We start from the raw sequence: 14921 nt of genomic DNA, 5'->3' as shown, positions 1-14921 counted from the left end.
ACGAAACTTTCTCCGCTGTGAGGAGGTTCCGTTTCATTTTCTTTTGTTTTCAAATCATATCGGGCAATAAAAGCCCAATATGAAAGTCTAAATCATTTATGTATGCTATTTTGGTACGGTATCTGGAATGAGTTTATGATCATCACAAAACTGGGATGGCGATACTCCGACGATCCTTTTAAATGTTCTGCTAAAATAAAGCTCATCAGCGTATCCGACTGTTTGGCTTACTTCTTTAATGCGGATATCAGAAAGGACAAGCAGTTCTTTTGCCCGATCAATCCGCAAGTGTGTTAAGTAATCGATCGGACTTAAGCCAATGTATTTTTTGAATAATCGGGAGTAATGGCTTGTACTTAATCCAGCAATATTTGCTAAGTCGGATAAGGTAATCGGATTTTTGTAGTGATCAATCATATATTCGATCGTTCCTTCAATCGCTTTTTTACTGTCACCAGAGATCATTTGTGAGCGAAAGTCCTGGGAAATAGTTAATAACAGTTCCTGAAGCAGCAGTTTTTTCTGAAAGGTGACAGATGCCCCCCGTCTTTTTGACAATGAATTGAGCTGATCTAATAATAAGATGATGGCTGAACTATTCGTAATGGAATAGACACCGCTAAGCGGAAATTTAATATCCTTTGCCTGTTTAAAATGCCACACGCCTTTTTCCTCAAATGCTAATGCATAGGAAAACCGGACAAAATAAAATTCAAGGGAATGATTTCTGGATGCTTTTTTATCGCAAATCATCTCAGGTGTAAAGAAAATTAGTTTCCCCGGACTAAGCTTCGTTCGCTTACCATTTAAAACCACCTCTCCTTTTCCTTTCGTGATAAACCAAAGGGAATGATGCTGTGGCTTCGTTCCTTGTCTGCTCCAGCCAGGAGGACATGTTTTATAACCGGTTAACAGAAGTGAATACGTTAGCTTGTTTAAAGTGGAAGTTAAACCGCACAGCTTCTTACACAAAAGGAAACCACCCTTTTCTAATAGATTCTTAACTACCTATAATCATACGCTTAGTGAAAAGAAAATAGTACAATCATGCTCACGATTTTCAGGTAACATTAACAAAAGAACCGGCATGGATTGGTCTAAAAGTCATAATCACCCTCTCGTTTCATGCTCATGATCTTTCATCTTTTTAAAATAGCAGGTCGATCTCCCTATCTCTTATAAATTGATTATATTTTTCTTGAAATCATTTCCCTTATAATCAACATGCAAGAAAATATAATGATGAAGGGAAGGATGCGTTTGAAAAAGTGGAGTGGTCTTCGAAAAGGGTTACTGCTCACCATCGTATTTTTACTTACTGTTACACCAGGTTTTGGAGTTTTTCAAAATGAAAGGGCTTACGCGGAAGGGGATTCTCAAGATTTCGATGCTATTTATGAAGCGGAAGATGCAGTCATTAAGGATGCAATCATTGATTCCCAACACCCTGGATATACAGGAACAGGCTTTGTTGATTACAAGCCGAATGCTCCAGGAGGTACGATTACATGGACTGTAGAAGATGTCCCTGCTGCAGGCGAGTACACGTTAGAATTTCGCTATGCAAATGGTGCAGCTGAAAATCGGCCGGCAGTAATTAAGGTAAATAATCAAGTGGCAGAACAAGAACTTGCCTTTCCTTCGACAGGAGAATGGACTTCTTGGAAAACAGTTTTAACGAAAGTTAATCTGCAGGCTGGAGAAAATGATATTGTAGCAACAGGTGCAGGGGGAAGCGGAGGAGCCAATATTGATCATCTGCGGATACATAACAAAATGTTAGAACAAGAACATGGGGGACCCCAGCCAGCAGAGGTAAAAGAAGTAGCGATGAAAGAGCTGGTGGATGGAGTTACCTTAAAAAAATTAAAAACAGCAGGAATTCTATCATCAGATCAGCATAATAAGAAGCATGAAATGACGCGTTTGGAATTTTTCGCTCATATTAATAACGTCATGGGTTACTACCCGGAACATGTCTATAAAAATATCGAGGCAAAAGGCACTGTATGGGAAGTATCTAAAGAAAAATGGTGGAGCTATGTAGTTGAGACTGCTAAACAGGAAGGCTATGTAACGGCTGATCAAGCTGGTAGCATTCATCCTAATGCTCGTATCACTCGCAGAGCCGCAGCAGAAATCATTGCTGAAGTGTTAGACTTGCAGCCTGGCAATAGCACAAATGATTCAGCTGAGAAAAGTAAAGCAGCTGTTGGAGTTGTTGTTTCAAATGGCTATATGTCTGGTAAAACGGGATTTGGTAAGAACGATTATGTAACTCTAGGAGAAGCTGAAGCCATTTTTAATAAAATAGAAGCTGAAATCAATCACCAAACAAAAAAGGTTCATGTTGTAAGTGCACAAGCGGTTACAGAGAAGCATGTGGCCGTGTTGCTGAACGGCAGCTTTGATGAATTTGATGTAAAAGCATTGGCATTAAAGGCGGCAACCGGAAGCTTTAAAACCTTGAACCCTGAATTTCAAGATATGTATCCAACACGGGCAGCGGTTGGAGAAAATGCATTTGGAGATACGGTTGTAATCTATGAGTTACAAGAGGCATTAGATGCGGGGAAAGTGGTTCGAAAAGAGGAAAATATATTCTCTGGAGACTTAGAGGAAATGAAAAAGCAGGCTGATTATCTTGTATCCTGGCAAATGGATCATGGCGGTTGGACAAAGAGCATGGAAAATGAGTACATCCGTCCTTGGGATGGACAAGAAAAACGTTCCAAACAATTTGGACCTAATGGCGAAGAAATAGGAACAATCGATAATTCGGCAACAATTAAGGAAATTCGCTTTCTATCCAAAGTGTACCGAGAAACAAAGGATGAAAAGCTGAAGGACAGTATAGTAAAAGGTATCGACTTTTTATTAACAATGCAAGTGGAAACAGGCGGATGGCCGCAGGTGTACCCAAAACGTACCGAATCCCCTGAAGACTCTGTCTATTATTCAAATTATGTCACCTTTAATGATAACGCGATGATCAATGTTTTAGAGCTTTTTGATGATTTAGTAAGGGAAGCATACCCGTTTGATCAAGGTTTCTTAAATACAGAGGCGAAGCAAAAGATACAAAAGGCAATGGATAAAGGGATTGGGTATATCTTAAAATCGCAAATTGAAGTAGATGGAAAGCTGACAGCATGGTGTGCCCAGCATGATCCTGTTACGTATGAACCACAGCACGCAAGATCCTATGAGCATCCTTCGATTTCAGGCAGTGAATCAGTTGGGATTGTAAGATTCCTCATGTCACGCCCGAACCAAACACCAGAGATTCAAAAAGCCATTCTCGGGGCGCTGCAATGGTTTGATGAAGGAAAGCTGGAGGGAATTCGCTATGTAAGCGGTGATTCTAATGGTATTTATTTTGTGGAGGATCCAAACTCGGTTACCTGGTATAGATTTTATGAAATTGGTACAAATAAACCAATATTCTCTGGCAGAGATGGGGTCATCAAACATACGATTCAAGAAATTGAACAAGAGCGACGTGATGGTTATTCATGGGGAGGCAGCTATGCAAAAAAACTGCTTGAAATAGCGAAATCTACCGGCTATTTTGAACAGCATGTTTATGTAGAGGTCTTGCCAAATGAATTGGAAGATAAATATGGCAGAGAGCTGGCAGAAGGAGAGTTAATCAGAGTGGGGGATGCTACAAAAGAATTAAAGGAAGTTTCAGTGAAATTGATTGTATCAAAGGATGGGAATGGTGATTACGAAACAGTTCAGGCAGCAGTTGATGCTGTGCCATCAAATAACCTGCACCCCGTAGAAATTTTTGTGAAAAAAGGCGTTTATAAAGAAGTTATCAAAGTGCCTGCTGATAAGCCGTTTATAAGCTTAACTGGTGAAAGTGCAGAGAAAACAATTCTAACGTACGATAACTATGCAAAAAAACAAAGACCGGATGGGGGCACATATGGAACTAGCGGAAGTGCAAGTGTGTTCATTTATGCGAATGATTTTACCGCAAAAAATCTCACAATGGAAAATTCCTTTGATGAGAGTCAAGTAGAGGGGGGCTCTCAGGCGGTTGCCGTCTATGCACGTGGCGAGAGACTTGCCTTTCACAATGTCCGCTTCATCGGAAATCAGGATACACTATTAGCCCACTCGGGAACACACTATTATGATCAATGTTATATCGAGGGAGATGTCGACTTTATTTTTGGCGGAGCTCGAGCGGTATTTGAAGATTGCGAGATCGTATCACTGGATAGAGGCTCATCAACGAATAATGGCTATATAACAGCAGCAAGTACAAATATAAGTGAACCATATGGCTTCCTCTTTCTAAATAGCAGCTTAACAAGTGAAGCTGCAGATGGAACTGTATATTTAGGACGTCCTTGGCATCCTGGCGGTGACCCAAATGCGATTGCAAGTGTGGTCTTTAAAAACTGCGAACTTGGCGCACATATTCATGAAGAAGGATGGACAGATATGTCCGGCTTCAGTGCAAAAGATGCCAGATTTTATGAATACCAAAATAAAGGAGCAGGCGTCAATACAGAGAGACCTCAGTTAACCGATGTAGAGGCTAAGGAATATACGGTTGAGAATGTGTTGAAGGGCTGGAATCCGAAGAAATAAGAGGAGGAAATAGGGGGCAGTTCCCAAAAAGGTCTGAGTAAATACTTAGGCCTATTTTTTTTATGAGTTTATTAAATGACATAGGTAAATTCTCCGAATAGTAAAAATATACTTACTGATGTCGGAAGTTTATGGTAAAATATTGGTGAAACGTTTCGATAAACTTATAATTAGGATCTGAAAGGGGTAAATGATGAAAAAAGCAAAGATCGTAAGTTTTCTGTTCGTGTTTTGTTTAATGGCAAATTTGGTTTTTACTAATATGGCTTCAGCCAATGAAAATGAAAAGGATAGAGCTTTACAGGTAGAATTGGAAGCGATTGCAAAGAAAACATATAAATATTTTCAGGATCATACCGACCCAAATACAGGTTTGACATATGATGAGGTTCGCTTCACCGAAGCAGGGGAAACAGAAGCAAACCATACATCACCGACGAATATCGGAATGTACATGATGAGCACCGTTTCAGCACAACAAATGGGGCTTATTACAGAAGATGAGGCAGTTAAAAGAATAAAGGTAACATTAAATACGTTAGAAGAGCTTGAAAAATGGAATGGCCTTTTTTATAACTGGTACAATACAGCTGACGGCAGCATCAAAAAAGATTGGGGGCAATTTATCTCCCAAGTTGATAATGGCTGGCTTTCAGCAGGCTTAATCGTTGTCGGACAAGCATATGAGGATTTAAATAAGCAAACCAGCAGGCTTGTCGATAACATGAATTATTCTACACTATATGATCCAGAGGTTGGCCAGTTCCGCGGCGGCTATGATGTGGCTAAAGGAAAGCTGACTGACCATCATTATGGCTTGTTTTACACTGAGCCGCGAGTTGCAAGCTATATTTCAATTGGAAAAGGGGACGTACCAAAAGAGCACTGGTGGAAGATGTATCGAACCATGCCAAAGGAGTGGGACTGGCAAGCTCAAATTCCAAAAGGAAACGATGTTCAATATGATGGAGTTACAGTGTTCGAAGGCCATTATGAATACAATGGAGTAAAGTTCGTTCCAAGCTGGGGGGGAAGCATGTTTGAAGGTCTTATGCCTGGAATTGTTTTTAAAGAAAAAGAGCTTGGGACAAAAGCATTGGGATTGAATAATAAACGTCATGTAGAGCTTCAAATTGCGTATGCAAAAGAAAAAGGATACGCTGCATGGGGCTTCTCACCAGCGGCAACTCCAACTGGCTACAGCGAGTTTGCGGCAACACCGCTTGGTACCTCAGGGTATAAGGATGGAGCCACAGTTACTGCACATGCTACATTTTTAGCTTTAGACTATGCACCCGAAGCGGTTCAGAAAAACATCAAAGCATTAAAAGGCTTTAATATGTATGGGAAGTATGGATTCTACGATTCAGTTAACGTAGAGACGGGAGAGCTTGCAAAAGCATATCTTGCACTTGATCAAGGAATGATCATGGTCTCGATTGCTAATTTCTTAAATGATGGTGTTATTCGCGACTATTTTCATAGCGACCCAATTGGCAAAAAGCCAGAAGAATTGTTAGAAAAAGAAGTTTTCTCAATTCAATAGTCGTGGGTCTGCACTTCATGCTGAGAAATAGTTTTCAATAAAATATGTAACATGTATTTCTGGAGCTTACATAATCTCGGATTATGATGTTTGTTATCGAAACGTTTCACCAGTAAAATATGCAGTGATTTACTTAGGTATGAAAGGACCGGATATGAACGATTTACAATACAATCTCAACTATTTAAGCAAGTGTATTGATGACCATCGTCTAACGATGTATAAATTGGTCAAAAATAAAGGTTTTACACATCCAGACGTACTAAAAATCAGTCAAAAAATAGATAGGAAAATCATTTTGCTGCAAAAATTAATGGTTGCTTCAGGCTCTTAAATATAAAAATCCAGCCCCTAAGCTGGATTTTTATTTATATATTAGTTACGGATTCCCCTTCAATAACAGTAACATAAATGCGCTCATGTTCAACAGGTTCATTGGCGATCAGTTTTAGTAATTGCTCTGAAGCGACAGCTCCCCATCTCCATTTAGAGTAATCAATTGTTGCTAAACGGGGTTGGACGTAATTAGAAACTTCAATATTATCAAAGCCGATTATGTGAATATCCTTTCCAACTTTATAATCCGATTTTGAAAGATAATCATAAATACCGATTGCCATTTCGTCATTTAAGCAAAAGACAGCAACTGGTTGGTTGGATCCCTCGAGAATTTGTTTGGCCGCTTTTTCACCGGATGGCTTGTTAAAATTCCCTTCAATTTCAGTAATTTCAATTTCTGGATGCCTGCTTGCCGCTTGTCTGACTGCTTTTAATCTTTGGATCGAATCATAGGTACCTTTTGGACCTGTTAAAACGTAAATCTTTCGATGCCCTTTATCAATTAAATGATTAATCGCAAGGGTAGCCCCAGCTTTATTATCCAGTAAAACTTGACTTATATTTGGATGGTCAAGCTCCCGATCTAATACCACCAATTTATGGCCCAAATCTGCATATTGAAGCAAAGCTTCATCTGAAAGTGTTTCATCTAAAATAATTGCCCCATCTATCATTCGCTCAGGCAGAAATAAATGCGAGCGTTTTCCGCTGCAGACGATGAGTTCATAGCCTTTTTGGCTAAGTGTTTCACGCATCCCCTGAAGGAGTTGTCCATAAAAAGCACCGCTATAGTCTGTTAAAAATACCCCTAATATTTTTGTTTCCCGTTTTTTTAGGTTTCGTGCAGCCGCATTTGGGATATAGTTTAATTCCTTGGCAATTGCCAAAATTCTAGCAGAGGTTTCTTGTGTCACTTTTGGGTTGCCGTTTAATGCATAAGATACTGTTGAAATGGACACACCTGCTTTTTTTGCAATATCTTTTATACTAACCACGTTCGATCTCTCCTATCTATCCTTTGGCCATTTCCTATATTATACTGTTATTTTTTAAGCTAACCTATATTAGATCGATGCAATTCTTTTTCATTTGGTCAGGAAAAGAGATCCTAAATAGTTAGCAGGCGGCCAAACGGGCCGCCGCCATTTATATAAAAATTTCGATCTTATTCGTAGTGTCAGTCAAAAGCTTCTCAAGATTTTGAGCTGAAATGATTAATCCGCCGCTTCGGTAACGATTTGATACCGTTTCTGCAGAAACAGGATGCCCATTTATTAACACTTTTTTGACCTCATGACCTTGAAGGTGATAACTAAACACAATGGAATGATTCATATACTGATAATGAAATTCCAGTCCGTTTAATTTTTCAGGCAATACTGGGTCAATGACAAGATTCCCATTATCCTGTCTAATACCTAAACAATTTGAAATGAGTTGATTCATGTAAATTCCCGGACCGCTGGAGTATATGCGCCAGCCGCCTTTTACAGGTACTGATCCTGTACGCAGCTTATCAAAATTTTCATCTGCCTCATAACGGGTGTTAAATTTACCATCAGAGCTGCTGAAGTATGCATTGCTTTGCCTGCGTTCAGCATTTGAAACCACTTCTTGGATGCCGATTGGGTTGATCATTAATAAACCATTCCAGACTTCATCGACTTTTCCCAGTTTTGCCATTGCTTCTACATAGCGAATATGTGCATGCACATATTGGAGGCCTATTTCACGGCCAAAATTCGCTGCTTGTTCAGCTCGTTTAAAGTTCGAACTAACACCGCCATGATAATTTGCTGGCTTATTCATTAAACGGACACCATCTGGGCAAAAAAGGTTTTCTTTTATTATGTGATAATGATCTTCCGCTTGTTCCGGTGTCAGCAACTCACTAATCATGCTGCGTGTCATCGGGAGGAGACGATAATCGATCCCAGTCTTTGAGTCTGTTGGATGAAGCATAAGCTCAGGGTTATCAGGATGTTCTAGATAAACAAATCCAGGAATGACATCTGACTGTAACATATATTTTGAAAAGTCTTCTTGAATCCCCTTTGCAAATGTCTCAAGCTCTATTGCATCTTGTTCATTTATCCTTCTTAATACCTTTGATAGCTGGTTAAAGACTTGGTAAGTTAATGAAACTGTCCAGCTGCTCACTATGTATTGCTTCAGCTGCGCATTTGCAGGTTGGAGAGTATCGTCCCAATCACCATCCCCATAGGAAGACAAGAATGTATCATGCAAGAAATGGTCCTTAATATAAGCGAGTTCTTTCTTTATATGGCTTAAGATTGGATAAACATCTTCTGTAAATTGGTGGTTGCTCCTTCTTGTATACGGTACTTTTTCATCCAAAATGCTGAAATCATTTGTTACAGATAAATAGTCACTTACAACCTTTAAAGGCCAGACAATAATATCACCGTGACTTTCCTCTGCCTTGATCGTAAAGTATTTGTCAAACATGAACCATTGCGGCCAGTTTCCATCGTCCTCAAATTGGTGAGAATAGACTGTTTTTATAATTTCACGAACTGTATCGTATTTCTGAGTAGCCATAAAATATTCTGTCGGCCCTTGACATACATCCCGTGTTCCCCAGGCTGCACCGCCATATTGTTCAAGTCCATGAGGTACAGAATAGTGCACAAGCATATTATGTGTATACCACCATGCTAAAGCGTTCACTTTTTCCAGTTCTTCAGTTGGTTTGCCCTTTTGCTGCAATTGAAAACCATTCATGACTGATTTGAAAAACAATCGATAGCGCTCGATTTCTGCCTCCGCTTCACGCTCTGCAAATGGGAGATGACCTTCATGTAATAAACCTTGAATTGACATCGTCCAGTTGCTTGCTTCATGAATCTCAAAAACAGCAAGAGAAGCAGCATAAGGGGCAATGTTTGTTGCGAATAGGCTTTCATCCTTCATCGATACCTTTGCACCTGTCACTTTCAGGTGATAGCTTAGGTTAGGGTAATGTGAAGCATTCATTGCTGCTCCGTCTGCATAAAACGAAAAATGATCTTCCGTTTCGGTTACATGGAAAGGTGTCTCATACTCATTTCCATTCATTGTTACCTGGTTTGTTACAAGGTAACGGTATTTTTTGCCGCTTGTTGCTTGAATGGTGAGATGTATTTCTGGCGAATCAACGATTGTGTAATTTGTGATAATGATTAATTCATTATTTGCTTTATAATACCAGCGGGCATAGTTAAACCCTAGCTCAAACATAGATGGCATTGTTAAGAGGCGAAGCGCCCCATCTAATTCGATATAAATTCGTTGTCCAGCTGTTTTCATGATATTTAATGCATTTCGAGTATTTGAAAGCATTTTATTAAAGGAAGTGTTTCCTACTACAAGCTGTGAATTAAATACTCCGTAAATATATGAGGTAGTCGTTAGGACTGTTTCTATGTTTTGAACATTTTGCCCTGACATTAAAATATGTCCATGCGGCCTCTCAACATATTGTTCCTTTTCTTTTAAAATGACATGCTCATGCTTATCAGTGAAAAAAGATAAGAGAGTGTTACCATCCCATTCTTCTTGATGACGTTTGGGAAAGAAGCGATTAATTTCTTCCTGTGTCATAGAAGATGCTTGAAATGGCTTGCCAATTCGACTTGAAATCCATACCTTTTCTTGAGACTTCATTTCTTTATAAGAGATTACTTGAACCGAATTCCATGCAGCAGCTATTTCTTCTGCAAACTCTGGTGAAGAAACGGCATCAGGATGATTTTCTTTAAATAATCCATAGAATACAAATTGAGCTTGTCCATTCAGACTGACTCGCTCTGACTGCAGGGCGGTATAAGCAAATTCATATTGATAGATTTCATTAGCAAGCATTTCTTTTTTTAACGCTTCAGGCTCATCGGTTTCTTTATAAGATAAGCCGAAAAACTGAAAGCCATCTGTAGAAAAACCTATCGCCTTTGTTAGTGCCCCTTGTTGCATATATGGAAAGTTGCCCTGTTGAGGCTGATTTTGCCGTGAACATACCACATAACCTTTTTGAGCATCCTCGAAAACTGTATGATCAATATACTGAGAAACATAGGCCTCATTTGTGCGAACCGCTCCTTTATCTGCGATTCCCAGGTCCTGGCCGTAAATGATATCAACGTCAACGTTATAGCCTTCAACATTGACATCCCAGAACCAAATTCCTTGTTCAGTAAGAGTAAAAGTAATGGTATATTTAATATTTTCAACTATGCCATCCCAAGTAACTTGAGATTCAGAATAGCAGACATTGCTGGCAGATTTAATTCCCAATAGCGGATACACCTGCATGCCATTCTCCTTATGAAGACGCAAATATAAGTTGTTCAGCGAACCATCAATCGGGTTCGTCAGCAGCTGATTAACCATTGTTGTCTGATGAGAAATTTCAAAAATGTCTCCGCTATTTAAAAACGTAAATGATAGATTACCTGCATCTATTCGAAACTGTGTATCAGTCAAAGTGGTCATACATAAATTCCTCATTTCTGTTATTTTACTAGTTGAAATGGTAATGCGTATACTTCTTGGCTATTTGAACCAACATAAGCTTCGAAAGAGCCTGCATCACTTGTAAACTCCATATTGGAATGATAATAACGCAATTGCTTTTCTGATAAGAGAAAGGTTATCTTCTTCGTTTCACCTGGCTGAAGGAAGATTTTTTTAAAGGCTTTTAGCTCTTTAAGCGGGCGGACAACTTCACCTGCGATATCACGAACATAAAGTTGAACAATTTCCTCTCCAGCCATTCTTCCACTATTGGTAACGTCGATTGACACCTCTAACAATTGATCATGGGTCATAGAAGTTCCCGAAATGTTGGCATTGTTGTAACTAAATGATGTATAGCTTAAACCGTAACCAAATGGAAGAAGCGGCTCGTTTGGTATATCCAAATATTTAGAAAAATAGTGATCCTTCGCTTCAGCAGGCGGTCTGCCAGTATTAAAACAGTTATAATATACCGGGACCTGGCCGACAGAATAGGGGAAAGACATTGTTAATTTTCCAGAAGGGTTTGCATCGCCAAATAGCAAATCTGCAATGGCTGTACCGCCTTCAGTTCCTGGGTACCATGCTTCTAACACAGCATCTGAGTGCTCAATAACACCGTGCAAATCTAGCGGTCGCCCGTTAAATAGAACAGTTACAATTGGTTTCTGCGTTTGTTTCAATATTTCAATTAAGTCAAGCTGGGCCTTTGGCAAGCGGATATCTGCACGGCTGCAGGCTTCGCCGCTCATTCCCGAATGTTCTCCAAGTGCTAGAACAATTACATCTGAATTCTCGGCAATTTTTAGTGCTTCTTCATATTGTTCTTTTGAACTGGTTTCAATGCCACATCCATTAGAAACAAGAAGGCGGGAAGGTTCTATTTTTTTCAAGATGCCGTCATATAACTGTACAGCCTCTTGTTTTGAACCTTGCCAAGACCATGGGCCTAAAATATCTCCATTTTGAGCAAAGGGACCAATTAGGGCAATCTTTTGTTCTTTATTAAGAGGGAGGACATCCTCATTTTTTAATAACACACATGATTTTGTCGCAAGTTCGCGGGCTGCTTGGCGATGGTTTTCTGAAAGGATGATTTCTTTTTCCTTATCAGTATCTGCTCCGCGAAATGGATCTTCAAATAATCCCAGCTTTTGTTTGAGGCGTAATATCCGAACGACCGCCTCATCAAGTAATGATTCATTGACTTCTCCAGAATCAATCAACTTTTTTAAATGATCAATATAACAGGTTGTCATCATTTCAATATCAAGTCCCGCCTGAATAGCTTTCAACGCAGCTTCAGCCGCATTCTCTGCTACTCCATGTGGAATCATCTCTTTTACTGCTCCCCAGTCAGAAATAAGGACACCATTGAAGCCCCACTCATCGCGAAGTAAATCACGCATCAATTTTTTATTTGCTGTTGCCGGAATCCCATCGACCGTATTGAAAGCGGTCATTACCATTTCGCAGCCTTCATCTAGAGCTGCTTTATATGCAGGTAAATAGGATTCATACATTTGGCGCTCAGACATATTCACTGTATTGTATTCTCTTCCGCCTTCGACAGCTCCATATGCAGCAAAATGTTTAACACAGGCAGCAACTCTTGTTTTATCTTTTGTTAAATCCTTACCTTGGAATCCGCGAACAAACGCCTTTGCATATTCGCTGTTTAAATACGGGTCTTCACCTGTTGATTCCATTACTCTTCCCCAGCGTGGATCACGCACTAAATCAACCATAGGTGCAAAAGTAACATGCACAGCTGAAACAGATGCTTCAAGTGCTGCAATTTCTGCACTTTTTTCAGCTAATTCCAAATCCCAGGAACAGCCAATAGCTAATGGAACAGGGAAAATTGTTTTAAAGCCATGAACAATATCAGCCATCATTAATAAGGGAATCCCCAATCGATTATCTTTTAAATGGGTTTGTTGAATATTCATGACCTCCTGGGCACCTGAAGCGCCAAGAACAGATCCGGCATTGCGAATATTCTCATCGGAAACACCCATTTCGGCCATTGGACCGGTTATTTCTCCTTGGCTCTCAGACCCTTTAAAGAATGGGGTTGCCAGCTGCAATAATTGGGCAATTTTTTCTTCTAGTGTCATTTGTTTTAATAGAGAAGTAATTTGCTGGTTTCTCATCATAAATCCTCCAATTTGCTTTTCCTATTTGTCTCCAGTCATTTTTATAGAAACGTTTCGAATTGATATGAATCAAATTATAGACGCTTTCAAAAAAGTAGTCAATTAAAAATCGAAACGTTTCTCCGAATTTAATTTTAATAGAAAATAAGGCTATTTATCAATATTTTCTAGGATGAGGATAAATGTTCTTCCGTATTTTTAATTAATTTATAAATTTTTTGTTGAAACCGATTACAGATTATTTTATAATATGCTCATCGAAACGTTTCTACGAACTTCAAATCTCCATCAGGATATTATTTCCACACTGAAGAGACGTTTTTATACAAGAATAACCTATATATAGAAACGTTTCACTAAAGAGGAGGGAACAGGCTAAATAGGAAGAGATCAATCTTCAAAGTGAATGATTTACCTTAAAAATAGGAAAACTGTTTAATTAAAAAAAGTTAGATTAGGGGGATTACGAAATGAACAATATATTCGTTAAAAAAGCTGGCAAAAAAGTGGCGGCAATTGCATTAATTGGCTCAGTAATTTTTTCAGGAGCTTTAGCAGGTTGTTCAAATAATGAAGGTAATTCGGGTTCTGATAAAACAACAATTAATGTTTGGGGCATGGGGGAAGAGGCTAAATCACTTCCAAAAATTGCTGAACAATTTGAAAAAGAAAATCCCGAAATTGATGTGGAAGTACAAGCAATTCCCTGGGATACGGCACATGACAAATTATTAACAGCAGTTGCTTCCAAAAAGGGACCTGACGTAGTCCAAATGGGTACAACGTGGATTCCTGAATTTGCTAGTGCTAAGGCATTAAAGGATTTAACTCCGCATATGGAGGATTATCCAGAACTCCAAGCAAGCAATTTTTTCGAGGGTTCAGTTGATACAACTAAATATGAAGATAAAGTAGTAGGTGTTCCTTGGTATGTAGATACACGTGTTCTTTATTATCGTACTGATTTATTAGAAGAAGTCGGGTATAAGGAAGCGCCAAAAACATGGGAAGAACTTCGTGATGCTGCTAAAAAATTAGCTGAACGCGGAGAAGGTAAATATGGAATCAGTATTGATACAAAAGAACAAACCTTAGGCTTCATGTTTGCCCGCCAAAATGGATCCATGTTGCTTGGTGAAGGAAATAAACCATTATTTAATGAAAAAGAATTTGTTGAGGCAGTCTCTTATTTAAATGGGTTCTTTGAGGATGGCTCAACACCTAAACAAGATCTAGGTATTGATATTGTACAAGCATTTAAAGGTGAAGGAATTTTACCAATGTTTATCAGCGGTCCTTGGATGGTTAAATTAATTAACGATCAAGCTCCTGAATTAGAAGGAAAATGGGCTACAGCTGTTCTTCCTACTAAAGAAAATAACCTTTCTGCATTAGGCGGCTCGAATTTGTCTATATTTGAATACACAAAAAATGAAGAGGCAGCATTGAAATTCTTAGCGTATATGAGTAAGCCTGAAGTCCAAATAGAGTGGAAAGAAATGACGAATTCACTGCCGGCTAATAAAAAATCATGGGAAGACAAATCCTTACAAGAAAATGAGCTATACAAAACATTTGGCGAGCAAATGGAAAACTCTCAAGCAATGCCGGTCATTAAGGAATGGGAAGAGATTGCACAAACATATCTAACCAGCTTCGAAAAAATTTATCGCGGTGGAGAAGATGTGCAAAAAGAGATGGATGCTTTCAATAAGAAAGCAGAAGAGATCTTAGCTGACTAAAATTTTTCAAAG

8 protein-coding genes are annotated in these 14921 nt (G+C 39.1%); 4 read left to right on the top strand and 4 right to left on the bottom strand.

What is annotated here, in order from left to right; genetic code table 11:
* Positions 1-105 precede the first annotated feature (105 nt).
* Positions 106-972, bottom strand: a complete 867-nt coding sequence (locus WQ54_RS22150) for an AraC family transcriptional regulator (protein ID WP_231597618.1) — start codon at positions 970-972, stop codon at positions 106-108.
* Positions 973-1260: 288 nt separating this feature from the next.
* On the opposite strand from WQ54_RS22150, the gene pelA reads away from it, so the two are divergent.
* The 3 genes from pelA to WQ54_RS32975 all read left to right on the top strand — a co-directional run bounded on the left by pelA (position 1261) and on the right by WQ54_RS32975 (position 6488).
* On the top strand, positions 1261-4608 hold the full coding sequence (pelA, locus tag WQ54_RS32980) for a pectate lyase (protein WP_197089652.1): 3348 nt from the start codon (positions 1261-1263) through the stop codon (positions 4606-4608).
* A 190-nt stretch (positions 4609-4798) separates the two neighbouring features.
* Positions 4799-6154, top strand: a complete 1356-nt coding sequence (locus tag WQ54_RS22135; RefSeq protein WP_231597617.1) for a glucoamylase family protein — start codon at positions 4799-4801, stop codon at positions 6152-6154.
* A 154-nt stretch (positions 6155-6308) separates the two neighbouring features.
* Positions 6309-6488 (top strand): aspartyl-phosphate phosphatase Spo0E family protein, encoded by a 180-nt coding sequence (locus WQ54_RS32975; protein WP_084822299.1) that lies wholly within the window; start codon positions 6309-6311, stop codon positions 6486-6488.
* 34 nt (positions 6489-6522) lie between these two features.
* Here WQ54_RS32975 and WQ54_RS22130 read toward each other — a convergent pair whose 3' ends face one another.
* The 3 genes from WQ54_RS22130 to bglX all read right to left on the bottom strand — a co-directional run bounded on the left by WQ54_RS22130 (position 6523) and on the right by bglX (position 13164).
* Positions 6523-7488 carry a LacI family DNA-binding transcriptional regulator gene (locus WQ54_RS22130; protein WP_046587445.1) on the bottom strand — a complete coding sequence of 322 codons (966 nt, stop codon included), beginning with the start codon at positions 7486-7488 and terminating at the stop codon, positions 6523-6525.
* A gap of 151 nt (positions 7489-7639) precedes the next feature.
* Positions 7640-10984 (bottom strand): glycosyl hydrolase family 65 protein, encoded by a 3345-nt coding sequence (locus WQ54_RS22125; RefSeq protein WP_046587443.1) that lies wholly within the window; start codon positions 10982-10984, stop codon positions 7640-7642.
* Between the two features lie 20 nt (positions 10985-11004).
* Complete coding sequence (gene bglX, locus WQ54_RS22120; RefSeq protein ID WP_046587441.1) at positions 11005-13164, bottom strand: beta-glucosidase BglX; 2160 nt, start codon at positions 13162-13164, stop codon at positions 11005-11007.
* A gap of 473 nt (positions 13165-13637) precedes the next feature.
* Here bglX and WQ54_RS22115 point away from each other — a divergent pair, with 473 nt between their 5' ends.
* Positions 13638-14909, top strand: coding sequence for a sugar ABC transporter substrate-binding protein (locus WQ54_RS22115; protein ID WP_046587440.1), 1272 nt, complete (start codon positions 13638-13640; stop codon positions 14907-14909).
* The last annotated feature ends 12 nt before the right edge of the window (positions 14910-14921 follow it).

This window comes from Bacillus sp. SA1-12, from assembly GCF_000981385.1.
In the GTDB taxonomy this organism is placed as follows: domain Bacteria; phylum Bacillota; class Bacilli; order Bacillales; family Bacillaceae; genus Metabacillus.
This window is presented reverse-complemented; position numbering and strand designations above follow the sequence as displayed.